We start from the raw sequence: 21,279 nt of genomic DNA on the forward strand, positions 1-21,279 counted from the left end.
AACACAACCCGCCTCGTCGCCGAGGCGGGGTGACGCAAGGTCAGGCTCAGGCCGGGGTAGCGTACTTGGCCAGGCGAGCATCCGACTTGAGGACGGCGAGGGTGTTGTTGTGAACGTCTTCAGCGGTGATGTCCGCGGTCTTGAAGATGTCCTGGAAGTGCTGGTGGGTGACGGCGGCGAAGTGCGCGCGGTCTTCAGGTGCCACACCGAGAACCACGGCGTAGGTGGTCAGGGCTTCGCCCTGGCCCTTGGCCATGTCTTCGGAGAGCTCGTTCATCATGCCGTTCATGGCGAACCAGGATTTGCCACCGTAGGTCAGCGCGGCGTTGGTCGAGCAACCGTTGGTGCCCGAGGTCATGCCGAAGGTGGCGTTGCCCGAGGTGCCGTTGGTGGTGGAAGCGAGGAAGTGAGCGGGAGTGCCGCGTTGGCCTTCGAACAGCATGTTGCCCCAGCCGCAGTCCGGGCCGCCTGGCGCCTGGGCCATGGCGTTGATCGAAACCGCGGTGAACAGAGTACCCAGAAGAATCCGTTTCATAGCTTTGTTCTCTTTCTGATTTGCAAACCAAAGGTCAGGGTTTCCGGCGTGCCTTGCAACGGCTGCCGGATCGGGTCCGGTTATCTACCCGGCCGCGCAGTGTAGAGTTTAGGCACGATCCTGAGGTTCCGTAGTTAATTGCGAAATATTGCGTTCACATAGGCGGTGCGTCACGTTTTGGCCCCCTGTAGGCAATTGCGCCAAGAGCCTTGCAACCCGGGCGCGGGCAGCGCCAGAATGCCGGCATCTGCCCCGCCGAAGTAAGGAAGCCCGATGCCCGATCCTGTCGCTGCGAGCCTGCGTCTTGCGCCCGAAGCCCTGACCCGGCCGTTTTCCGCTGAACAGTTCGCTTTTTCCACAACCAATGATCTGGAGCCATTTCGCGGTGTGCTGGGCCAGGAACGCGCGGTAGAGGCGCTGCAGTTCGGTGTCGCCATGCCCCGTCCCGGATACAACGTTTTCGTCATGGGCGAACCGGGGACCGGTCGCTTTTCGTTCGTCAAACGCTACCTCAAGGCCGAAGGCAAGCGCCTGCAGACGCCTTCCGACTGGGTCTATGTGAACAATTTCGACGAGCCGCGCGAACCGCGCGCCGTCGAGCTGGCGCCCGGTAGTGCGACCACCTTCATCGCCGATATCGGCGCTTTGATCGACAACCTGGTCGTCACCTTCCCGGCAGTCTTCGAACACCCGTCCTACCAGCAGAAGAAGAGCGCCATCGACCGCGCCTTCAACCAGCGCTACGACCGCGCCCTCGATATCATCGAACGTGCCTCGCTGGAGAAGGACGTGGCGCTGTATCGCGACAGCAGCAACGTCGCCTTCACCCCGATGAGCGACGGCAAGGCACTGGACGAAGCGGAGTTCGCCCAGTTGCCGGAAGCCGAGCGCGAGCGCTTCCACAACGACATCGCCGAACTCGAGGAGCGGCTCAACGAAGAGCTGGCCAGCCTGCCGCAATGGAAGCGCGAGTCGAACAACCAGTTGCGCCAGCTCAACGAAGAAACCATCACCCTGGCCCTGCAGCCGCTGCTCGGCCCGTTGTCGGAAAAGTACTCGGAAAATGCCGAGGTCTGCGCTTACCTGCAGGCCATGCAGGTGCACCTGCTGCGTACCGTGGTCGAGCAACTGGTGGATGACAGCAAGGTCGATGCCGTGGCGCGCAAGATGCTCGAAGAGCAGTTGTCGCCGAGCCTGGTGGTCGGTCATTCGGTCAATGGCGGGGCGCCGGTGGTGTTCGAGCCGCATCCGACCTACGACAATCTGTTCGGTCGCATCGAATACAGCACCGACCAGGGCGCGCTGTACACCAACTACCGGCAGTTGCGCCCGGGTGCGCTGCACCGCGCCAATGGCGGTTTCCTGATTCTCGAAGCGGAGAAGATGCTCGGCGAGCCGTTCGTGTGGGATGCGCTCAAGCGTGCCCTGCAGTCGCGCAAGCTGAAGATGGAGTCGCCCCTGGGCGAACTGGGGCGCATCGCCACCGTGACCCTGACCCCGCAGATGATCCCGTTGCAGGTCAAGGTCATCATCATTGGCGCGCGCCAGCTCTACTACGCGCTGCAGGACCATGATCCGGACTTCCAGGAGATGTTCCGCGTGCTGGTGGATTTCGATGAGGAAATCCCGATGCACGACGAAAGCCTGGAGCAGTTCGCCCAGTTGCTGAAGACCCGCACCAGCGAGGAAGGCATGGCGCCGCTGACTGCCGACGCGGTGGCGCGCCTGGCGACCTACAGCGCGCGCCTGGCGGAAAACCAGAAGCGTCTGTCGGCGCGCATCGGCGACCTGTTCCAGTTGGTCAGCGAGGCGGATTTCATCCGCCACCTGGCCAACGACGAGATGACCGATGTCGGCCATATCGAGCGCGCGCTCAAGGCCAAGGCCACCCGGACCGGGCGGGTCTCGGCGCGGATTCTCGACGACATGCTTGCCGGGATCATCCTGATCGACACCGAGGGTGCCGCCGTCGGCAAGTGCAACGGCCTGACAGTGCTGGAAGTGGGCGATTCGGCCTTCGGTGTGCCGGCGCGGATTTCCGCCACGGTGTACCCGGGGGGCAGCGGGATCGTCGATATCGAGCGCGAGGTCAACCTTGGCCAGCCGATCCACTCCAAGGGCGTGATGATCCTCACCGGCTACCTTGGCAGCCGCTACGCCCAGGAATTCCCGCTGGCGATTTCCGCGAGCATTGCCCTGGAGCAGTCCTACGGTTATGTGGATGGCGACAGCGCGTCCCTGGGCGAGGCCTGCACGCTGATCTCGGCGCTGTCGAAGACTCCGCTCAAGCAGTGCTTCGCCATCACCGGCTCGATCAACCAGTTCGGCGAAGTGCAGGCGGTGGGCGGGGTCAACGAGAAGATCGAGGGCTTCTTCCGCCTGTGCGAGGCCCGCGGCCTGACCGGGGAGCAGGGGGCGATCATCCCGAAAGCCAACGTCTCCACCCTGATGCTCGACGAGCGGGTGCTCCAGGCTGTGCGCGCCGGGCAGTTCCATGTCTATGCGGTCAGCCAGGCCGATGAAGCCCTGAGCCTGCTGGTGGGCGAGCCGGCCGGCGAGCCGGATGCCGACGGCCAGTTCCCTGAGGGCAGCGTCAATGCCCGGGTGGTCGAGCGCCTGCGGGTGATCGCCGAGATGATCAGCGAGGAGGAGTTCAAGGAGGCGGAAAAAGAGCAGGCCGAACAGGCACTTGCCGAAGTGAAGCCGGCCTGACGGGCCGGGCGCGGGCGCTGCGGTGACATGACCACTCGGCGCCCGTTGCCCGTGAGGCGCTTGTACTGGCCGGTTTTCTTCTATCCTTCAAAGCATGGATAGTCGTCGGTACAGGATGGAAACAGCCTTGTCGAAGGCTGAACGAGGTTCTACCGAGGGTCTTCGCCATGCCGCGCAGCCTCAGCCTTACCCGCCAATGCCTGGGTCTGGTGACCCGCATCGAATGCAGCATCCGTCCGCTGGCCGGTGACAACGGCATGTGGACCCTACTCTTCGCCGCCGGCATGGCAGGCGAACAACCTTCCGCGATCAAGGCCCAAGGGCCGTTCCATGGGCCCTTCGTGGCCGAGTCGGTACTCAACGCCATCGTCGATAGCCTGACCCTGCATGGCTACCAGCTGGCCGATGACCCGCAGATCTGGAGCGTGCACCTGCAAGCCCAACTGCGCCGGGTCAACGGTCACGTCCATCACTGAGGGAGCCTGCGGCAGCGCGTCGCGGGCTTTTTCCTTCACGTCCGGCTGATATACTCCCGGCCGATTTTCCCCCGCCTTCAGGTGACTAGCTCAATGGAACGCTTTATCGAAAATGCGATGTACGCCTCGCGCTGGCTGCTCGCACCGATCTACTTTGGATTGTCGCTGGGCTTGCTGGCGCTGGCGCTGAAGTTCTTCCAGGAAATCTTCCACGTTCTGCCGAACGTCTTCTCCCTGGCTGAATCCGACCTGATCCTGGTGCTGCTGTCGCTGATCGACATGGCCCTGGTCGGTGGCCTGCTGGTGATGGTGATGATTTCCGGCTACGAGAACTTCGTTTCGCAACTGGACATCGACGAGGACAAGGAAAAGCTCAACTGGCTGGGCAAGATGGACTCCTCGTCGTTGAAAATGAAGGTAGCGGCGTCGATCGTGGCGATTTCCTCGATCCACTTGCTGCGGGTGTTCATGGATGCGCAGAACATCTCGTCGAACTACCTGATGTGGTACGTGATCATCCACATGACCTTCGTGGTGTCGGCCTTTGCCATGGGTTACCTGGACAAGGTCACCAAGCACTGAGCAAGGCGTCGCCTGCGTCACTGACCGCCCGTCCGTTGCAAAACGGACGGGCGGTTGCGTTTCGCTCTTGTGCTTTGCAATGGGCTGTACAAAAAATGAGCGGTCAACGTCGCGAGGTACGCCCATGAACCTGCACGAACTGAACACCCAGGCCCGAGCGGGCCGTATCGACGAGCTCAACCTGATCGCCATCGAAGGCGGCGACTATTTGCTGGAAGCGCGTTCCCATGGTCATGCCCACGCCCTTACCGACGCCCGTGGCGGGCGCCTGAAAGTGCATTCGCTGGAGCAGGCGCACCTGCTGCTCGAAGGGTTGCCGCAGATGCCGATGCACCTGGTGCACTGGTCGGTGCAGGACGAAATGTGCGGGATGGCCAGCGTGGTCGAGGAAGACCTTAAAGTGCCGTTGTCCAGCCGTAGTGCCCGATAGCTGATTCGCTTCGCCGCAGTGTGCTAGGCTGCGAGCCCTTTTCATAAAGGGCGCGGTTGTCGTGCGCCCTGCTGCGGAGCAAGCCAATGTCCGAAATCAATCTGTCCACCGACGAAACCCGCGTCAGCTACGGCATCGGCCGTCAGCTGGGTGGCCAACTGCGTGACAACCCGCCACCGGGCGTGAGCCTGGAAGCCATCCTGGCCGGCCTGACCGACGCGTTCAACGGTGCGGCCAGCCGCGTCAGCGAAGAAGACCTGTCGGCCAGCTTCAAGGTCATTCGTGAAGTCATGCAGGCCCAGCAGGCTGCCAAGGCCGAAGCCGCTGCAGCGGCCGGCAAGGAGTTCCTGGCCCAGAACGCCAAGCGCGAAGGCATCACCAGCCTGGCCTCCGGCCTGCAGTACGAAGTGCTGACCGCAGGCGAAGGCGCCAAGCCGACTCGCGAAGACAGCGTGCGCACCCACTACCACGGCACCCTGATCGACGGCACCGTGTTCGACAGCTCCTACGACCGTGGCCAGCCGGCCGAATTCCCGGTTGGCGGCGTGATCGCCGGCTGGACCGAAGCCCTGCAACTGATGAATGCCGGCAGCAAATGGCGCCTGTACGTACCGAGCGAGCTGGCCTACGGCGCCCAGGGCGTCGGCAGCATCCCGCCGCACAGCGTGCTGGTGTTCGACGTCGAGCTGCTGGACGTTCTGTAAGGCTTCTGGCCTCATCGCCGGCAACGCCGGCTCCCACAGGGTTTTGCACACCGCGAAACCTGTGGGAGCTGGCTTGCCAGCGATGAGGCCCTGAAGAACAACGCAGGAATCAGCTAGAACCCCGCATGCGGGGTGTTCGGGCGCAAGGCCCGGGCATAGCAGAACAGGAACAGGTTCCTCACCAGTTCCTTGAGCACGATCGGCTCACTCGAATTCAATCCGTTCAGATCCAGGTCGCCCTGTTCACGCAGTTCGTCCAGTGCCGCTTCTTCGAGCACGGCACAGACTTCGCCGGTTTCACGGTGGAGGATGCGCAGGTAAGGGTGGGGACGGTCCAGCCAGGCGTCGATCAGATAAGTCATGGCTATTCTCCTTGAAAACTTCCAGTGAGAATAATTCTTATTATCGAAATAGCAAGTGGCAATTGGGAATAGTTTGCATTTTCTGCCGAAGTGCGCGCCCGTATGGCAGCGCGCACCTGGAATGAGGCGGGGTTCAGACCTTGCGGACGAACTCGGACTTCAGCTTCATCGGACCGATGCCGTCGATCTTGCAGTCGATATCGTGGTCGCCATCGCACAGGCGGATGTTCTTGACCTTGGTGCCGACCTTGACCACCAGGGAGGTGCCCTTGACCTTGAGGTCCTTGATCACGGTGATGGTGTCGCCGTCCTGCAGGACGTTGCCCACCGCGTCCTTCTTCACTACGTCATCGTTGGCCGCCTCGGCGTCGCCGCCGGCCGACCACTCGTGGGCGCACTCGGGGCAGATCAGCTGGGTGCCGTCTTCATAGGTGTATTCGGAGTTGCATTTGGGGCAGGGTGGTAAGGTGCTCACTAAGTTTCCTCGGGTCATGCGTGCAGAAAGCCCACATTGTATAGGGTTTTGCCCGGCAGAGGAAAAGCAGGCCCGTCGAGCGACGGGCCGGAGGGGGGTCAGTGGGTGCGGGCTACGGCGAATTCGCTGAGCTCGACCAGCGCATCGCGGTATTCGCTGGCCGGCAGCACTTCGAGGCAGGCGATGGCGCGGGCCACGTAGTCGCGGGCCATTTTCGCCGTGTAGTCCAGCGAACCCGAGGCTTCCACGGCTTCGCGGATGCGCTCCAGGTCCTCGATCCCGCCTTTCTGGATCGCCTGGCGAACCAGTGCGGCCTGTTCAGGGGTGCCTTCGCGCATGGTGTAGATCAGCGGCAGGGTCGGCTTGCCTTCGGCGAGGTCGTCGCCGACGTTCTTGCCCAGGGTCTGCGCGTCGCCCTTGTAGTCGAGCAGGTCGTCGACCAGCTGGAAGGCCACGCCCAGGTGGTCGCCGAAGGTGCGCAGGGCCTCGCGCTGCTCTTCGCTGGCATTGGCCAGGGCGGCGGCGCTGTGGGTCGAGGCTTCGAACAGCATCGCGGTCTTGCCGCGAATCACATCCATGTAGATTTCTTCGGTGGTGCTGGCATCGCGCACCCGCGACAGTTGCAGCACCTCACCCTCGGCGATGACCCGGGTGGCCTTCGACAGGATCTGCATGACCGGCATCGAGCCGAGCTCGACCATCATTTCGAACGAGCGCGAATAAAGGAAGTCGCCCACCAGCACGCTCGGCGCGTTGCCCCACAGGGCGTTGGCGGTGGAGCGGCCACGGCGCATGCCGGACATGTCGACCACGTCGTCGTGCAGCAGGGTGGCGGTGTGGAGGAATTCGATGGTGGCGGCGAGCAGGCGCAGGTCGTCGCCTTCACGGCCCAGGGCCTTGCCGCAGAGCAGTACCAGCAGCGGACGCAGGCGCTTGCCGCCGGCCGAGGTAATGTAGTCGCCGATTTTCGATACCAGCGGAACGCGCGAAGTCAGCTGTTTCTTGATGATCTCGTCAACGGCGCTGAAATCGTCCGCTACCGCGCGGTAGAAAGCTTGGGGTTGCATCGGCCACAGGTGCTCCATATAGGTTGCGCGGCATGCTAGGTTGCGGGTCCCGGCCTGTCAAGGCGCCCGGCCCGGCGGCCCCGGGCGCCACTTGCAAGGCCCGGCGGGCTTGCGTACAATCGCGCACCCTACTTCCTGGGCAGCACCTGCCTTACGCAATTGCACCGGGCCGTTCCAGCCTCGTGCAGCCATGCCAGCCAATACTCTTCCTATAAAGCGCTGGGTGAGCAGGATTATCGGAGAAATACCATGTCTTACGCAGTAATTGTTACCGGTGGCAAGCAGTACAAAGTCGCCGAAGGTGAATACCTGAAGATCGAGAAACTGGAAGTCGCTACCGGCGAATCCGTTACTTTCGACCGCGTTCTGCTGGTTGCCAATGGCGACGACGTGAACATCGGCGCTCCAGTCGTTGCTGGTGCAAAGGTTGTTGCTGAAGTGATCTCCCAAGGTCGTCACGACAAAGTGCGCATCATCAAGTTCCGCCGCCGTAAGCACCACATGAAGCGTATGGGCCACCGCCAGTGGTTCACCGAGATCAAAATCACCGGTATTCAGGCTTAATTCCAGCCTAATCCCCCTTCAGGAGAATTGAACTCATGGCACACAAAAAAGCTGGTGGTAGTACCCGTAACGGTCGCGACTCAGAAGCCAAACGCCTTGGCGTGAAGATGTATGGCGGCCAGGCTATCGTTCCAGGCAACATCATCGTCCGTCAGCGCGGCACCCAGTTCCACGCTGGCTACGGCGTTGGCATGGGCAAGGATCACACCTTGTTCGCCAAGATCGCTGGCAAGATCAAGTTCGAAGTAAAAGGCGCCTTCGGTCGTCGTTACGTGAGCGTTGTCGCCGAGTAATCGTGCGAACGCTGGGAAAGCCCTGTCTTGCGACGGGGCTTTTTCGTTTATGGAGTGAGTCTCTTGCAAAGCTGTCCGCATGGGCTGCCGGCGCTGTATTCGCTTGACGGGTTAGCCGCGCTCATTTTTGCAAGAGCCTTACGTATCTGGTCATTCAGCTCGTCGGTCTGACGAGAGGCGGTTTTTATGAAGTTTGTTGACGAAGTATCGATCCGGGTCAAGGCCGGTGATGGCGGGAACGGTTGCATGAGCTTCCGTCGCGAAAAGTTCATCGAGAACGGCGGCCCCAACGGCGGTGACGGTGGTGACGGCGGTTCGGTGTTCATGGTTGCCGACGAAAACCTCAACACCCTGGTCGACTATCGCTACACCCGTCACTTCGAGGCCCAGCGTGGCTCCAACGGTGGCAGCACCGACTGCACCGGCAAGAAAGGCGATGACCTGATCCTGCGCGTTCCGGTGGGTACCACCGTGATCGACGCCAGCACCCAGGAAATCATCGGCGACCTGGTCAAGCCAGGCCAGAAGCTGATGGTGGTGCAGGGCGGCTGGCACGGCCTGGGCAACACCCGTTTCAAATCCAGTACCAACCGTGCGCCACGCCAGACCACCCCGGGCAAGCCGGGCGAGCAGCGTGACCTCAAGCTGGAGATGAAGGTCCTCGCCGACGTCGGCCTGCTGGGCCTGCCGAACGCCGGCAAGAGCACTTTCATCCGTGCCGTCTCGGCCGCCAAGCCGAAGGTTGCCGACTACCCGTTCACCACCTTGGTGCCGAACCTGGGCGTGGTCAGCGTCGATCGCTGGAAGAGCTTCGTCATCGCCGACATCCCCGGCCTGATCGAAGGTGCTTCCGACGGCGCCGGCCTGGGCATCCGCTTCCTCAAGCACCTGGCGCGTACCCGCGTGCTGCTGCACCTGGTGGACCTTGCGCCGCTGGACGAAAGCAGCCCGGCCGATGCCGCCGAAGTCATCGTCAACGAGCTGGAGCGCTTCAGCCCGTCGCTGTGCGAGCGCGAGCGCTGGCTGGTGCTGAACAAGGCGGACATGATCCCGGAAGATGAGCGTGAAGCACGGGTCAAGGAAGTGGTCGATCGCCTGCAATGGGAAGGCCCGGTCTACCTGATCTCGGCCATCTCGCGCCAGGGTACCGAGCAGATCAGCCACGACCTGATGCGCTACCTGGAAGACCGCGCCGACCGCCTGGCCGCCGACCCGGCCTACGCCGCCGAGCTGGCCGACCTCGACCAGCGCATCGAAGACGAGGCCCGCGCCCAGCTGCAGGCCCTGGACGATGCACGCACCCTGCGCCGTACCGGCGTCAAGAGCGTCGACGATGTCAGCGACGACGATGACTTCTGGGACGACGAGGACGACGAGGACGGCCCGGAAATCATTTACGTGCGCGACTGATCCGTTGCAGTACACTGAACGCCGCTTTTTCAAGCGGCGTTTTGTTATCTACAGAATCCACACAGATCGATAGGTTGGAAGAAGATGCGGAGCAAGGTGACAGGTGCCCAGCGCTGGGTCGTGAAGATTGGCAGTGCCCTGCTGACGGCGGATGGCAAGGGCCTGGATCGCGCGGCGATGGGTGTCTGGGTTGAACAGATGGTGGCCCTGCGCGAAGCGGGCGTCGAGTTGGTGCTGGTCTCCTCGGGAGCCGTGGCTGCCGGCATGAGCCGTCTGGGCTGGACCAAGCGACCGAGCGCGATGAACGAGCTGCAGGCCGCCGCCTCCATCGGCCAGATGGGCCTGGTGCAGGCCTGGGAGTCGAGCTTCGCCGAGCACGGCAAGCACACCGCGCAGATTCTCCTGACCCACGACGACCTGTCCGATCGCAAGCGTTACCTCAACGCCCGCAGCACCCTGCGCACCCTGGTGGAGCTGGGCGTGGTGCCGGTGATCAACGAGAACGACACGGTGGTCACCGACGAGATCCGCTTCGGCGACAACGACACCCTGGCGGCGCTGGTGGCCAACCTGGTCGAGGCCGACCTGCTGGTGATCCTCACCGACCGCGACGGCATGTTCGACGCCGACCCGCGCAACAACCCCGAGGCCCAGCTGATCTACGAAGCCCGCGCCGACGATCCGGCCCTGGACGCCGTGGCCGGCGGGACCGGCGGTGCCCTGGGCCGTGGCGGCATGCAGACCAAGCTGCGGGCCGCGCGCCTGGCGGCCCGGTCCGGTGCCCATACCATCATCATCGGCGGGCGTATCGAGCGCGTGCTGGATCGTCTCAAGGCCGGCGAGCGCATCGGCACCCTGCTGTCGCCGGAGCGCGGCATGCTGGCGGCGCGCAAGCAATGGCTGGCCGGCCATCTGCAGACCCGTGGCACCCTGGTGCTGGATGCCGGTGCCGTGCAGGCCCTGCGCCAGGCCAACAAGAGCCTGCTGCCGGTCGGCGTGAAGACCGTGCAGGGCAGCTTCCGTCGCGGCGAAATGGTGGTGTGCGTCGGGCCGGACGGCGCCGAGGTGGCTCGCGGCCTGGCCAACTACAGCGCTCTGGAAGCACAGAAAATCATCGGCCAACCGTCGGACGCCATCGAAGGCCTGCTGGGCTACAGTGCCGAGCCGGAGCTGGTGCACCGCGACAACCTGATCCTGGTCTGAGGAGTGAATTGCGTGTTCAAGGGACTGTTTGCCGCCGCCGTGCTGGCGTTGCCGCTGCTGGCATCGGCTGAAGAGATTGGCCAGGTATCCACGGTGTTCAAGTTCGTCGGGCCGAATGACCGGATCGTGGTCGAGGCGTTCGACGATCCCAAGGTGGAAGGCGTGACCTGCTACCTGTCGCGAGCCAAGACCGGTGGTCTGAAGGGCGGCCTGGGGTTGGCCGAGGACCGCGCCGAGGCTTCCATCGCCTGCCGCCAGGTCGGGCCGATCCAGTTCAAGGGCGAGCTCAAGGATGGCGAGGAAGTGTTCAAGGAACGCACCTCGCTGGTGTTCAAGACCATGCAGGTGGTGCGCTTCCTCGACAAGAAGCGCAACACCCTGGTGTACCTGGTGTACAGCGACCGGTTGATCGAGGGCAGCCCGCAGAATGCGGTGACGGCGATTCCGATCCTGCCCTGGGCCAGGTAGTCCCTGTCGAGCGCGGACCCTGTGGGAGCGGGTTCACCCGCGATTGCGGTAGTGGATTCACTGCCGCAATCGCGGGTGAACCCGCTCCCACATTGACCGCGTACGCTCAGGCTGAAGTCTCTTCCGCCTCTTCCCGCACCACCGCCTTCTCCACATCCCGCCGGCTGATGTATTTCCAGTCCGCCTCGTCGATGTAGATCCCGTTCGGGCCGCTACCCCCTTCCAGGTCGATCGCCACCCGCGCCGACACCTGCGGCTTCACGCTCGCCAGGATCGGTACGAAGCCCAGTTGCAGGCTGGTTTCCAGCAATGCGGCCTGGTTGCGTTCGTCGATGTCCGCCGCTTCGTCGAGGTAGTAGGGCAGGCTCACGCGGCCGGCAAGGTCGCGGTCCATCAGGTGCAGCAACAGGTACATGTTGGTCAGCGCCTTGATGGTCATGGTGGTGCCGTTGGACGCCGCGCCATCGATATCGGTGTGGATCACCGGCTGGCCATTGACCTTGGTGATCTCGAAGGCCAGTTCGAACAGGTCCTTCAGGCCCAGCTGGTTGTGGTTCGCCGCAACGAGGCGGGCCAGGTACTCCTTGGCTTCCTCGTTCTTGTTGTCCTGCTCGGCGCTCTGGCTCAGGTCGAATACCGACAGGGTCTCGCCTTCCTCGTACTGGCCGGCGCTGTGGATGATCTGGTCGATGTGCTTGAGCGCTTCCTTGTTCGGCGCGAGGACGATGCGGAAGCTTTCCAGGTTGGACACCTGGCGCCGGTTGATCTCGCGGTTGAACAGGGCCAGCTGGTGTTCGAGGCTGTCGTAGTCGCTGCGGATGTTGCGCAGGGTGCGGGCGATATCGGTGACTGCCGCGCGACGCGCCTTGCCCAGGGTCAGGGCTTCGTCGGTGCGGTGCGCGTAGGCGTTGATCAACAGTTGCAGGCGGCGCTCCATGTCGTCTTCGCTGTCGAACTTGGCCACGCCCTTGAGGCGCACCTGGGCGTACAGGGCTTCGATCTGGTTGTCGATGCGCAGCAGGCCCTGCCAACTGTCCTGGTAGTCATTGAGCAGCGGCAGCAGGTTGTCCATGGAATCGTCCACCGGCTCCATGAACGGCGTGCCGAACGGCAGGTCCGCCGGCAGCAGCTGGCGGCGGCGCAGGGCGTCGTCGAGGGTGCGCTGCTTGGCTTCCATATCGGCGATCTGCCGGCCCACCAGCTGCAACTTGGCGGAGAGCTGCTGGACGCGCTCGGTGAAGGCATCGCTGGAACGCTTGAGCTCGTCCTGGGCAGCTTCCAGTTGCGCCAGCTGTTCCAGCTTGTCGCCTTCCTCGGCGCTCAGGGTCTGGCTGCGGCGGAAGTCCTCGAGGGCCTTCTGCGCGTCCAGCACCTGCTGGTACAGGGCTTCGGTCTGGGTCTTGCTGGCGGCGCGGTCGGCGGCTACGGATTGTTGGGTCTTGAGCTGCTTGAGCTCCTTCTCCAGGCGCTCCTTCTGGTCGCGCAGGGCGGCGCGATCGGCCAGGGCCTGCAGGGCCGGCGGCTCGATATGCGACAGGTCGACGGAGATCCCCGGCGCTTCGAAGCGCTCGCCCTTGAAGCCGTCGAGCAGGGCTTCGAGGGTCTTGATCCAGACGTCGCTCTCGTCCAGCTCGATGCCGCGCTCGCCCAGCGGCAGGCTGAACAGCGCGCCGTTGAACAGGCGCATCAGGCGCTCGACGTCCTGCTGCGAGAATTCCTCGCGCAGGCGGGCATAGCTGTTGTTGTCGGCGTGATCGAGTTGCTGCTTCACCGATTTCAGGCGCTTTTCCAGCTCGCGCAGGCGCTCGTCGAGGTCCTCGGCGCTGAACTGGCGGGATTGGGCCAGGGCACCGGCCAACTCGTCGTGGGCGTCCTTGGCGGCCAGCAACTGCTGCTCCAGGACCTTGACGTCATCGACCAGGGCGAAACGGTTCTTCAGCACCGACAATTCGCCGAGCCAGCGCTGGATACCGCTGATCTCGCGCTCCAGGCGCATCAGCTCCTGGGTACCGTTGCGCTGGTCGTTCTGCAGGGCGTCCTGCTCGTTGCGGTAGTGCTCGGCCTGGATGACCAGCTCTTCCTTGCGCGCGCTGGAGTAGTCCTGCCAGGTGCCCAGCAGCGAGTCGAGCAGCGGCGACAGGCGATGCAGCTTGCCGCGCAGGATGTCGCGCTGGGCCACGCCGTTGGCCAGGGCTTCGACCAGCGGTCCGGCGGCGACCAGCGAGTTGTAGTCCTGCTCCATCCGCCGTACGTCGCGGAAGGCTTCGTCGCAGGCAGCGATGTAATCGACGCTGCCGGAGCGCAGGCTGTGCTCGAAGGCATCGAGGAACAGCTGCTTGAGCTTGGCCGCGGTGATCTCGCGCATGTGCAGCAGGTTGATGAACAGGGCGCGGAAGGTCTTCAGGCTCTGCTCGCTGGTGGAGCGCAGCGGGATCAGGGTCAGGTCCAGCGGGATCGAGGTGTGCCCGCCGACCAGCAGCCGGCGCAGTTCGTCAGGCTTGAGTTCGTAGGCCTTCAGGCCGTTGCGCTCGAGGTTGCTGAACAGTTCTTTCTGGCGCAGGCAGGTGTCGTTCTTCTGGTAGTGGCCCAGGTCCAGCTCGCCGGCATAGGCGAAGAACTGGTGGCCGAAGCCGCCGCCCGGGCCGCGCCCGACCACGCCGATCACATGTGGGCCGTGGGGCAGGTTGACTTCGCAGAGGATGTAGCTGGTGTCGCTGGCGAAGTAGAAGCGCCGCGACTGCTCCAGGCTGTACTTGCCGAAGCTCATGTCCGACATGCGCGCCAGGATCGGGAACTGCAGGGCGTTGATCGAGGCACTCTTGCCCAGGTTGTTGGCGCCATAGACCGACAGCGGATGCTCCAGCGGGAACAGGCCAAGGCTGTAGCCGGCGGTGTTGAGCAATGCGAAACGGCGGATGCCGTAGCGTTCCTGGCTCATGCGTCAATCTCCTGTTGCTCTTCGGCGATGGCCCGGGCCAGCGCTTCTTCTTCGCTTTCCTCGGCGAAGGGCGCGAGGTCCAGCGGGTCGTCGGTACGGTTGAGTTCTTCCGGGGTTTCCTCGACCACCAGCACCGGGGTCGGCAGCGGCAGGTTGCTGTGCAGGCTGGCGGCCAGGTCGCGGTCCTGCTGGACCGACAGGCAGACATCGAGGAAGCGGTGCATCGGCGGCAGGAAGCGGTAGATGCCGTTCTCCTCGAAGGCGAAGCCGAGCTGGGTCATGCGGCGCATGATCTTTTCCTCCAGCTCGTCCGGGGTCTGCACCTCGGCCTGGAGGAACAGGTCGCGGTACTTGTCGAGCATCGATGGCAGTTCGTCGCGGCCGAGGCTGCCGCCGTCGAGCACCGACATCGGGTCGCGGCCCTGGTCGGCAAGGTGCTCGACCAGGATGAAGGTGAACAGCGCCAGGCGTTGCGCGGTCTTGTTGACCTGGGCGGCAGCCTGCTCGGGGACGAAGTAGTAGAAGCCGCGGGTATCGCAGACCAGCTCGAAGCCCAGGGCCTTGAACAGGCCGCGGTACTGGTCCTGGAAGTTCGACAGCTGGGCGTACAGCTCGGGGTCGCGCCGGCTGATGTGGAAGCCCTTGAACAGCTCGCGGAAGATCGGTGCGAGCTGGGACAGTTCGGAAAGATCAAGATGCATGGGCAGGGCTCGCAGCAGGTTCGGGCGAAAGTTGGGGCGAGGTCTCGCGGCTGGAAGTCAGGGCGAAGGAGCGCAGGCTGACCAGGTGTTCGCGGGTGGTGTACTCGCGGCGGTCGAGGCGTTCACGGGTGAAGCGTTTTTCCCGCGAGAGTCGCGAGAACCAGTACAGCAATTCGTCGGTGGCGCCTTCCGGCTCCTGCTCCAGCAGCCAGACCATCAGGTCCGGCAAGGGCAGGGCGTCCTCGCAGCGCTCGAGCATTTCCTTGACCGTGCGCGGCGCACGCGGCGGCTCGCCCTTCTGGGTCTTGTGCGCCTTGGGGAAGCGCGCAGGCTTGGGCTCGAAGCGGGCCAGGGCATAGACGTAGGCCTCGACCTGGCTGGCGCTGCCGAGGAAGGTGCTCTGCGGCCGGGTGAACAGCGGCATGGCAGCCTGCGGCACGGCGTCGATGCCCTTGCGCCGGATCACCGACAGGGCCAGCGCGGCGCCGCGGGTCACGGCGTTGTGCCGACGCGCTTCTTCACGCAGGGGCAGGAGCAGCTCGCGGGCGTGGCGCAGGGTCAGCTGGGCGCTGGTCTGCATTTCGAGGATGCGCGCGTGGGTGCGCAGGAGCATGTCGTCATCGACCAGGTGACCGAGCCGGGCCTGTTCGCCAAGCAGGCGCAGCAGCACCGTCTCGACCTTGCGCACGCCTTGCTCGAAGGCGCCGTCGGCGTTGACCAACTGGATCATCGGCTCGACGTACTCGTCCCAGGTCGCCAAAACCTCGGCATAGCGCTGGCGCAGGGGGATCTGCCGGTCGCTGGTCTTGGCCCGCTCGGCCACGGCGACCAGCGCCTGTTCGTCGTTGTCGAGCTTCTTCAGCACATCGCGCACGCGCATGTCGAGCAGGCGCAACTGGCGCGCCAGGTCGTGGCCGTCGCGAATGTCGAAGGCGTCCTGGATATGCCCGGCCAGGCGCTCCAGGTGGCGCAGGTAGGCCTCGATCTCCAGGCACAGGCCGAGGCGGTGCTCGCGGCGCAGGTAGGCGAGGAAATCGTGGATCTGCGCGTTCAGCTCGAAGCGGTTGGGGCTTTTCGCCACCGGAACCAGGATGTCCAGGCGGATCCACACGTCGAGCAGGGCGGTGATGTCCTGTGGCGTGCTTTCCAGCTGCTGGGCGGCCAGTTGCTGGCGCAATTCGCCCAGGCTCAGGGTGCCGCCGTCAAAACGCTCCGACAAAGGTTCCAGCAGGTTCCAGTGTTCGGCCAGGGCGCGCAGGACGCGTTTGGGTTCGATCATTGGCGGGTCGACTCGCTGCCAAATAAAACGCCGGATTGTACTGCATTGAACCGCAATGGTTTCACCCTTGATCGATTCGGCGGTTGTCCGGCGGATTTGTGCGATCGACAGCGGCGCGACCAGCGCAACGGCGTTAGAATGTGCGCCCTGACTTATCCACAGATGGCCGAACTTCCTTGCTGACCGAGTCCCGCCGCCGCGCCTACCTCAACGCCATGCAAGTGGTGCACTGGCTGCCGCGTACCGAACTGCCGTTCGCCGCGCCGTCGCGGCCCGAGCTGTTGCTGCCGCTGGAGCCGGTGCCGGAAGCGCTGCCGGTGGAAATGCCGAAGCAGGCCGCACCGGCTGCCGTGCAGCCGACGGTGAAACCAGCGGAACGGCCGAAGATCGAGATTCCGCGTCCGGGCGCCACGGCCAAGGCCGTTGGCAAACCGGTGGAAAGCGAGGAAGAGAAACCGGCCCCGGCCAAGGTGGTCGCAGCGCCGCCCCCGCGTTTTTCCCTGCAACTGCTGCGCGCCGGCAATTGCCTGCTGCTGGTGGAACTGGCCACCGGGCAGCCGTTCCAGAGCCGCGATCCTTCCTACCTGTTGCTCAAGGACATGCTGCGTGCCGCCGGTCTGCCGGACAGCCCGCAGATCCTTGGCGAGCCGATCCGCTGGCCGCTGCTGGCCCGCGGCAGCCTCGACCAGGGCCCGGACGCCGCCCGCGACTTCGTCCACGGTTTCACCCAGGTGCAACTGGAGCGCGAGCCTGCGGCCTGCCTGTGGCTGGTCGGCCTGCCCGCTATCCGCCATGCCGGCGAGCGCGACGAGTCTGTGTATTACCAGGAGTTTCCGGTCGAGGGCCTGGGCACCGCCTGGGCGTTGCCCGGCCTTGAAGTGTTGATGGACGAGCCGCAGCGCAAGGCGGACGTCTGGAAAGCCATGCGCCGGCTGATGGCGCGCTGGAAAACGAGCAATGAGTGACACCCTCAGCTTCCGCCGGATGACCGAGGCGGACCTGGATGCCGTACTGAAGATCGAATACGCCGCCTTCAGCCACCCGTGGACGCGCGGGATCTTCCTCGACGGCCTGAAGAGCTATGAAATCTGGCTGATGTTCGAAGGTGAGCAGCAGGTCGGGCACGGTGTGATCAACGTGATCATCGACGAAGCCCACCTGCTTAATATCACCGTGAAGCCCGAGAGCCAGGGCCGCGGCCTCGGCTTGCGCCTGCTCGAACACCTGATGAAGCGTGCCTATGAACTCAATGGCCGCGAATGCTTCCTCGAAGTGCGTGCCAGCAACCAGTCGGCCTATCGCCTGTACGAGCGCTACGGTTTCAACGAAGTCGGGCGCCGCCGCGATTACTACCCGGCCCCGGGCGGTCGCGAGGATGCCCTGGTGATGGCCTGCACCCTGATCGAATAAAAACGGCAGCGAGACCTGCGCGGGTCGCTGCCTGTCACAACAGCGCATCAATCCATGAGGCCTGACCATGCACGACCTGCAGGAACTGATCGACAACAACGCGCGCTGGGCCGACGGCATCAAGCAGAAGGACCCGGACTTCTTCGCCAAGCTGGCCCGCCAGCAGACCCCTGAATTCCTCTGGATCGGCTGCTCGGATGCACGGGTTCCGGCCAACGAGATCGTCGGCATGCTGCCGGGCGACCTGTTCGTCCATCGCAATGTCGCCAACGTGGTGCTGCACACCGACCTGAACTGCCTGTCGGTGATCCAGTACGCGGTGGATGTGCTCAAGGTCCGCCATATCCTGGTGACCGGTCACTATGGCTGTGGCGGCGTGCGCGCCTCGATGCAGGACCGCCAGTTCGGCCTGATCGACGGTTGGCTGCGTTCGATCCGCGACCTGTACTACGAGCACCGGGTGGAGCTGGGCAAGCTGCCGACCGAGGAGGCGCGGGTAGACCGCCTGTGCGAGCTCAACGTCATCCAGCAGGTCGCCAACGTGGGGCATACCACCATCGTCCAGAATGCCTGGCATCGCGGCCAGGAGCTGTCGGTGCATGGCTGCATCTATGGCATCCAGGATGGTCGCTGGAAGAGCCTGGACGTGACCATCAGCGGGTTGGAGCAGTTGCCGCCGCAGTACCGGTTGCGCCCGCAGGAGTAAGTGTTGCCTGTGCTGGCCTCATCGCTGGCAACGCCAGCTCCCACAAGGTTCGGCGTTCTACACGGTCCTTGTGGGAGCCGGCGTTGCCGGCGATGAGGCCAGCAGCGCCTCAGCTATCTCATATCTCTGCGGCAGGCTTCTGCAGCTCCCGCAGTTCCCGCGTCACCGATCCCGTATTGCACTTCGCACTGGCCTGCTCCGGCGTCATGTTGCGAATCGTCCGATAGAACAGTTCACAGGTCTGCTTCTTCGCCGTTACCTGCCATTTCTGCGTGCAGGCATTGAGCGTCAGTTGCGGGTCGGCGCTTGGGTTGCGTCCCATTCCGGCTTGCCAGCAGGCGGCGCTGAGGTCCTGGCCCATCATTTTCAGGCCCGCCGCATCGGCCTTGTCCTGGTCGCCGCCATTGTTGTCCTTGTCTGCCGCATACCAGATCGCGCTCGGGTGGTTGGAGCCCAGTACCGGTACCTTCTGCCCGGCATTCGGGCTGATGACGGCCAGCCCCAGCACCTTGAGGTCGGCGCCGTACTGCTGCTTGATCCAGCTGCGCACCGGCGCGCCGAAGGCCACCATCGGCAGCGACTGGCCTTTCGAGGTCAGGGTAACGTCCTTGACCATGCGCACCTGGTAGTCCTGGAAGTAGCCGTAGGTACCTTCAAGCGTCGAGCCCGCGCTGGCCGGTGCGGCGATCGGCGCGATATCGACGATGGTCTGGTAGGCCGGGGTCTGCTCGGCGGGGATGCCGTTGAAGGTCAGCAGGCTGGCCCAGCGGTCGGTGGTGTTGGAGCGCAGGTAGTCCTGGGCCTGGGTCAGCGAATAATCCGGCGGGAAGTGCAGCAGTTCGATGCTGCGGCGGTTTTCCAGGGCCATGCCCAGGGGCAGGAACAGATACCAGTCGTACGCCCACTTGCCATCGCTGTTGAGTTTTTTCGCACCGTTGTAGGCCAGTTCGCCGGCATCGAGCAGGGCATCCAGGGGCTTGTGGTATTCGCCGGGAACGCCGGCGATATCGGCGTAGTACCTGTCGTTGTCACGGCGGACCGTCACGGTCGCGGCCGGGTAGCCGTCGCGCTGTACGCTCTGCTTCAGGTAGTGCTCGACGGTCTGTTCCAGCGTCCAGTCGCGGAAACAGATCACGCTGCAATTGTTGGGATAGGCGAACAGCCGGGTGACCCGGGCCTGGTCGCCCAAATCGATGCGGGCATCGGCGACGGACTGTCCGGCAATGCCGAGGGCGAGCAGGCCCAGGGCGATCGGTGCGATCTTCATGCTTAACTCCTTGTCAGATGGCTCCCTGCGCAGGGGAGGCTCGCCATACTGGAGGACATGCCGTGGTCGTGGGAAGAGGGGCGGTGGCGCTGGTGACCCTGTTGATGCTTGGCGTCGTCCGTGCGGACGAGCGGGATCCATGGATGTTCGCCCAGTGGACCGGCGATCACGCCACCCGCGGCTTTCGCGAGATGCTGGTGGATGCGCGGCTGTATGGCGTGGTGCCGCTGTATCAGTTGCTGAGGTCGGCGAGTGACTGGCGTAAATGCCGGGGCCAGCCGTTCGCCGTGCCGCCGCAGGCGCAGTGGGCGGATGTACGCAGTACCTTGCGCTTGCTCGATCTATTGCAGGATGAGCGGGTTCTCGGGGCGTTCGAGGTGGTGTCCGGGTATCGGGATCCTGCGCTCAACCGCTGTGCCGGCGGTGCTGCAGGCAGTGCCCATATGCGCGCCTTCGCGATGGATCTGTTGCTGGCGAACAACGGCGATGCACAGGCGCTGTGCCATTTCTGGCAACACTACGGCAAGGCCTGGAACATGGGGCTGGGGCGGTATCCGACCGGGAGGATCCATATCGATACCGCCGGTTATCGCACCTGGGGAATGGAACCCGGTTGCAACTGACTCACATAACCCTGTGGGAGGTGGCAAGCCAGCTCTCATAGAAAAAACATAACTTTTTGATTTACAAGGACCCTGTGGGAGCGGGTACGCGTCGTGCTTGCTAGCGAGGCTTGGCCTGCTCCATCACCCACTCGGTGAAGCGCTGAACCTTCTCGGTCTCCGCCAGCACCTGCGGACACAACAGCACATATGCCGACCCATCCGGCACAAACCCATGAGGCGCCACCAACTGCCCGCTGGCCAGTTCATCGCCCACCATCAACCGCGATGCCATCGCCACTCCGAGCCCCGCTACCGCCGCCTGGATGCACAGGTAGAAATGTTCGTAATCCGCCCGCTCGGTACCACGCCCGGTCTTCCTGTTCAGTCGCAGCCAGGTCGCCCAGGCCCCCGGCCGCGTGGCGCTATGCAGCAGGCGCTGACCGGCAAAGCCCCTGGCCGGCAACGCCAGGTTGGGGCTGGCCACCGGCCCGACCCACTCATCGCAGATCTTCTGCACATGCAGGCCGTCCTCCCACTGAAAATCATCCCGCCGCAGCGCCAGATCGACCCCGCTGCGGACGAAATCCACCGGCCCTCCGGCGGTCATCAGGTGCACCTGGATATCCGCATGCCGCGCCTGGAAATCCGCCAGCCGCGGGATCAGCCATTTCATCGCCAGGGTCGGCTCGCAGGACAGCACCAGCACGTTTTCCCGCGAGTGTTGCTGCAAGCGCGAAACCGTGCCTTCCAGTTGTTCGAAGATCGATTGGGTGGTGCCCAGCAAGGTGCGCCCGGCGGCTGTCAGGAAGATCGCGCGGTTGCGCCGCTCGAACAGTTCCACCCCGAGCGACGCCTCAAGCAGGCGCACCTGGCGGCTGACAGCGCCATGGGTGACGTGCAGCAATTCGGCGGCACGGACGAAGCTTTCGGTGCGGGCGGCCATGTCGAAATAGCGCAAGGCGGTGAGTGCGGGCAGTTTCATATCGGTGAGGAAAACTAGCGGATTTGTCGCACTATAAATCGCTTTTTCCAGGCCAGTAAGGCTTTCGATAATGGCAAATACCTAACCCATCTGCGTTATTTCATCGCTTA

At 64.0% G+C, this 21,279-nt stretch carries 23 protein-coding genes; 14 read left to right on the plus strand and 9 right to left on the minus strand.

Translation table 11 applies throughout. The annotated features are described in order from the left end of the window. Window positions 1-46: 46 nt before the first annotated feature. Window positions 47-535: a DUF3015 domain-containing protein gene (locus tag ACKLLE_RS08350; RefSeq protein ID WP_009398981.1), complete on the minus strand. Its 489-nt coding sequence runs from the start codon at window positions 533-535 to the stop codon at window positions 47-49. Window positions 536-808: 273 nt separating this feature from the next. On the opposite strand from ACKLLE_RS08350, the gene ACKLLE_RS08355 reads away from it, so the two are divergent. From ACKLLE_RS08355 to ACKLLE_RS08375, 5 genes are all read left to right on the plus strand, one after another. Next, window positions 809-3,247 (plus strand): Lon protease family protein, encoded by a 2,439-nt coding sequence (locus ACKLLE_RS08355; RefSeq protein ID WP_420057584.1) that lies wholly within the window; start codon window positions 809-811, stop codon window positions 3,245-3,247. Window positions 3,248-3,414: 167 nt separating this feature from the next. After that, the gene (locus tag ACKLLE_RS08360) at window positions 3,415-3,723 is read left to right on the plus strand and encodes a PA4575 family protein (protein WP_009398983.1); all 309 of its coding nucleotides are present in this window, start codon (window positions 3,415-3,417) and stop codon (window positions 3,721-3,723) included. Window positions 3,724-3,816: 93 nt separating this feature from the next. Beyond that, entirely contained in the window at window positions 3,817-4,305 is a 489-nt protein-coding gene (locus ACKLLE_RS08365; RefSeq protein WP_009398984.1) for a TIGR00645 family protein, read from the plus strand. Window positions 4,306-4,429: 124 nt separating this feature from the next. Beyond that, window positions 4,430-4,735: a DUF6482 family protein gene (locus tag ACKLLE_RS08370; protein ID WP_064304845.1), complete on the plus strand. Its 306-nt coding sequence runs from the start codon at window positions 4,430-4,432 to the stop codon at window positions 4,733-4,735. 86 nt (window positions 4,736-4,821) lie between these two features. After that, the gene (locus ACKLLE_RS08375; RefSeq protein WP_009398986.1) at window positions 4,822-5,439 is read left to right on the plus strand and encodes a BamJ family beta-barrel-assembly machinery protein; all 618 of its coding nucleotides are present in this window, start codon (window positions 4,822-4,824) and stop codon (window positions 5,437-5,439) included. Between the two features lie 113 nt (window positions 5,440-5,552). Here ACKLLE_RS08375 and ACKLLE_RS08380 read toward each other — a convergent pair whose 3' ends face one another. The 3 genes from ACKLLE_RS08380 to ACKLLE_RS08390 all read right to left on the minus strand — a co-directional run bounded on the left by ACKLLE_RS08380 (window position 5,553) and on the right by ACKLLE_RS08390 (window position 7,343). Continuing rightward, window positions 5,553-5,801 carry a PA4570 family protein gene (locus tag ACKLLE_RS08380; RefSeq protein WP_009398987.1) on the minus strand — a complete coding sequence of 83 codons (249 nt, stop codon included), beginning with the start codon at window positions 5,799-5,801 and terminating at the stop codon, window positions 5,553-5,555. Window positions 5,802-5,934: 133 nt separating this feature from the next. Further along, window positions 5,935-6,276, minus strand: coding sequence for a zinc ribbon domain-containing protein YjdM (locus tag ACKLLE_RS08385; RefSeq protein WP_064304826.1), 342 nt, complete (start codon window positions 6,274-6,276; stop codon window positions 5,935-5,937). 98 nt (window positions 6,277-6,374) lie between these two features. Next, window positions 6,375-7,343 (minus strand): polyprenyl synthetase family protein, encoded by a 969-nt coding sequence (locus ACKLLE_RS08390; protein WP_075801499.1) that lies wholly within the window; start codon window positions 7,341-7,343, stop codon window positions 6,375-6,377. A gap of 249 nt (window positions 7,344-7,592) precedes the next feature. Here ACKLLE_RS08390 and rplU point away from each other — a divergent pair, with 249 nt between their 5' ends. The 5 genes from rplU to ACKLLE_RS08415 all read left to right on the plus strand — a co-directional run bounded on the left by rplU (window position 7,593) and on the right by ACKLLE_RS08415 (window position 11,281). Then, on the plus strand, window positions 7,593-7,907 hold the full coding sequence (gene rplU, locus ACKLLE_RS08395) for a 50S ribosomal protein L21 (RefSeq protein ID WP_009398990.1): 315 nt from the start codon (window positions 7,593-7,595) through the stop codon (window positions 7,905-7,907). Between the two features lie 35 nt (window positions 7,908-7,942). Then, a complete protein-coding gene (gene rpmA / locus ACKLLE_RS08400) occupies window positions 7,943-8,200 on the plus strand; it encodes a 50S ribosomal protein L27 (RefSeq protein WP_009398991.1) in 258 nt (85 codons plus the stop codon). A gap of 186 nt (window positions 8,201-8,386) precedes the next feature. Beyond that, window positions 8,387-9,610 (plus strand): Obg family GTPase CgtA, encoded by a 1,224-nt coding sequence (cgtA, locus tag ACKLLE_RS08405; RefSeq protein ID WP_064304825.1) that lies wholly within the window; start codon window positions 8,387-8,389, stop codon window positions 9,608-9,610. Between the two features lie 84 nt (window positions 9,611-9,694). Beyond that, entirely contained in the window at window positions 9,695-10,813 is a 1,119-nt protein-coding gene (gene proB / locus ACKLLE_RS08410; RefSeq protein WP_009398993.1) for a glutamate 5-kinase, read from the plus strand. Between the two features lie 12 nt (window positions 10,814-10,825). Then, entirely contained in the window at window positions 10,826-11,281 is a 456-nt protein-coding gene (locus ACKLLE_RS08415) for a CreA family protein (RefSeq protein ID WP_064304824.1), read from the plus strand. Between the two features lie 106 nt (window positions 11,282-11,387). Here ACKLLE_RS08415 and mksF read toward each other — a convergent pair whose 3' ends face one another. Genes mksF through mksB form a run of 3 tightly spaced genes read right to left on the minus strand, consistent with a single transcriptional unit; the run spans window position 11,388 to window position 16,199 of the window. After that, on the minus strand, window positions 11,388-14,219 hold the full coding sequence (gene mksF, locus ACKLLE_RS08420; RefSeq protein WP_420057586.1) for an Mks condensin complex protein MksF: 2,832 nt from the start codon (window positions 14,217-14,219) through the stop codon (window positions 11,388-11,390). Next, window positions 14,216-14,920, minus strand: a complete 705-nt coding sequence (gene mksE / locus ACKLLE_RS08425) for an Mks condensin complex protein MksE (protein ID WP_009398996.1) — start codon at window positions 14,918-14,920, stop codon at window positions 14,216-14,218. The genes mksF and mksE overlap by 4 nt, the downstream gene beginning before the upstream one ends. Beyond that, window positions 14,910-16,199 carry an Mks condensin complex protein MksB gene (gene mksB, locus ACKLLE_RS08430; protein ID WP_279897882.1) on the minus strand — a complete coding sequence of 430 codons (1,290 nt, stop codon included), beginning with the start codon at window positions 16,197-16,199 and terminating at the stop codon, window positions 14,910-14,912. Before mksB ends, mksE begins: the two co-directional genes overlap by 11 nt. A 176-nt stretch (window positions 16,200-16,375) precedes the next feature. Here mksB and ACKLLE_RS08435 point away from each other — a divergent pair, with 176 nt between their 5' ends. The 3 genes from ACKLLE_RS08435 (at window position 16,376) to can (ending at window position 18,315) form a co-directional block, all read left to right on the plus strand. Continuing rightward, complete coding sequence (locus ACKLLE_RS08435) at window positions 16,376-17,164, plus strand: energy transducer TonB (RefSeq protein WP_420057587.1); 789 nt, start codon at window positions 16,376-16,378, stop codon at window positions 17,162-17,164. Then, window positions 17,157-17,609, plus strand: a complete 453-nt coding sequence (gene rimI, locus ACKLLE_RS08440; protein ID WP_420057589.1) for a ribosomal protein S18-alanine N-acetyltransferase — start codon at window positions 17,157-17,159, stop codon at window positions 17,607-17,609. Before ACKLLE_RS08435 ends, rimI begins: the two co-directional genes overlap by 8 nt. A 67-nt stretch (window positions 17,610-17,676) precedes the next feature. Continuing rightward, on the plus strand, window positions 17,677-18,315 hold the full coding sequence (can, locus tag ACKLLE_RS08445; RefSeq protein ID WP_064304819.1) for a carbonate dehydratase: 639 nt from the start codon (window positions 17,677-17,679) through the stop codon (window positions 18,313-18,315). 118 nt (window positions 18,316-18,433) lie between these two features. On the opposite strand, the gene ACKLLE_RS08450 is transcribed toward can, so the two are convergent. Next, on the minus strand, window positions 18,434-19,582 hold the full coding sequence (locus tag ACKLLE_RS08450; RefSeq protein WP_420057591.1) for a hypothetical protein: 1,149 nt from the start codon (window positions 19,580-19,582) through the stop codon (window positions 18,434-18,436). Window positions 19,583-19,686: 104 nt separating this feature from the next. Between ACKLLE_RS08450 and ACKLLE_RS08455 the strand changes: the two genes are divergently transcribed. Next, window positions 19,687-20,205, plus strand: a complete 519-nt coding sequence (locus ACKLLE_RS08455) for a D-Ala-D-Ala carboxypeptidase family metallohydrolase (protein ID WP_167654069.1) — start codon at window positions 19,687-19,689, stop codon at window positions 20,203-20,205. A 100-nt stretch (window positions 20,206-20,305) separates the two neighbouring features. Here ACKLLE_RS08455 and ACKLLE_RS08460 read toward each other — a convergent pair whose 3' ends face one another. Further along, a complete protein-coding gene (locus ACKLLE_RS08460) occupies window positions 20,306-21,169 on the minus strand; it encodes a LysR substrate-binding domain-containing protein (protein ID WP_420057593.1) in 864 nt (287 codons plus the stop codon). Window positions 21,170-21,279 lie beyond the last annotated feature (110 nt).

The sequence above is a fragment of the Pseudomonas bharatica genome, assembly GCF_048586865.1.
Classification (GTDB): domain Bacteria; phylum Pseudomonadota; class Gammaproteobacteria; order Pseudomonadales; family Pseudomonadaceae; genus Aquipseudomonas; species Aquipseudomonas bharatica.

Excerpts from the sequence above, each read along its gene's own strand:
- rplU (WP_009398990.1), top strand. The coding sequence starts at position 7,593 with ATGTCTTACGCAGTAATTGTTACCGGTGGCAAGCAGTACAAAGTCGCC.
- rpmA (WP_009398991.1), top strand. The coding sequence starts at position 7,943 with ATGGCACACAAAAAAGCTGGTGGTAGTACCCGTAACGGTCGCGACTCA.
- ACKLLE_RS08355 (WP_420057584.1), top strand. The coding sequence starts at position 809 with ATGCCCGATCCTGTCGCTGCGAGCCTGCGTCTTGCGCCCGAAGCCCTG.
- mksE (WP_009398996.1), bottom strand. The coding sequence starts at position 14,920 with ATGCATCTTGATCTTTCCGAACTGTCCCAGCTCGCACCGATCTTCCGC.
- ACKLLE_RS08370 (WP_064304845.1), top strand. The coding sequence starts at position 4,430 with ATGAACCTGCACGAACTGAACACCCAGGCCCGAGCGGGCCGTATCGAC.
- can (WP_064304819.1), top strand. The coding sequence starts at position 17,677 with ATGCACGACCTGCAGGAACTGATCGACAACAACGCGCGCTGGGCCGAC.
- ACKLLE_RS08380 (WP_009398987.1), bottom strand. The coding sequence starts at position 5,801 with ATGACTTATCTGATCGACGCCTGGCTGGACCGTCCCCACCCTTACCTG.
- mksF (WP_420057586.1), bottom strand. The coding sequence starts at position 14,219 with ATGAGCCAGGAACGCTACGGCATCCGCCGTTTCGCATTGCTCAACACC.
- ACKLLE_RS08360 (WP_009398983.1), top strand. The coding sequence starts at position 3,415 with ATGCCGCGCAGCCTCAGCCTTACCCGCCAATGCCTGGGTCTGGTGACC.
- rimI (WP_420057589.1), top strand. The coding sequence starts at position 17,157 with ATGAGTGACACCCTCAGCTTCCGCCGGATGACCGAGGCGGACCTGGAT.
- mksB (WP_279897882.1), bottom strand. The coding sequence starts at position 16,199 with ATGATCGAACCCAAACGCGTCCTGCGCGCCCTGGCCGAACACTGGAAC.
- ACKLLE_RS08460 (WP_420057593.1), bottom strand. The coding sequence starts at position 21,169 with ATGAAACTGCCCGCACTCACCGCCTTGCGCTATTTCGACATGGCCGCC.
- ACKLLE_RS08450 (WP_420057591.1), bottom strand. The coding sequence starts at position 19,582 with ATGAAGATCGCACCGATCGCCCTGGGCCTGCTCGCCCTCGGCATTGCC.
- proB (WP_009398993.1), top strand. The coding sequence starts at position 9,695 with ATGCGGAGCAAGGTGACAGGTGCCCAGCGCTGGGTCGTGAAGATTGGC.
- cgtA (WP_064304825.1), top strand. The coding sequence starts at position 8,387 with ATGAAGTTTGTTGACGAAGTATCGATCCGGGTCAAGGCCGGTGATGGC.
- ACKLLE_RS08350 (WP_009398981.1), bottom strand. The coding sequence starts at position 535 with ATGAAACGGATTCTTCTGGGTACTCTGTTCACCGCGGTTTCGATCAAC.
- ACKLLE_RS08365 (WP_009398984.1), top strand. The coding sequence starts at position 3,817 with ATGGAACGCTTTATCGAAAATGCGATGTACGCCTCGCGCTGGCTGCTC.
- ACKLLE_RS08390 (WP_075801499.1), bottom strand. The coding sequence starts at position 7,343 with ATGCAACCCCAAGCTTTCTACCGCGCGGTAGCGGACGATTTCAGCGCC.
- ACKLLE_RS08455 (WP_167654069.1), top strand. The coding sequence starts at position 19,687 with ATGCTTGGCGTCGTCCGTGCGGACGAGCGGGATCCATGGATGTTCGCC.
- ACKLLE_RS08375 (WP_009398986.1), top strand. The coding sequence starts at position 4,822 with ATGTCCGAAATCAATCTGTCCACCGACGAAACCCGCGTCAGCTACGGC.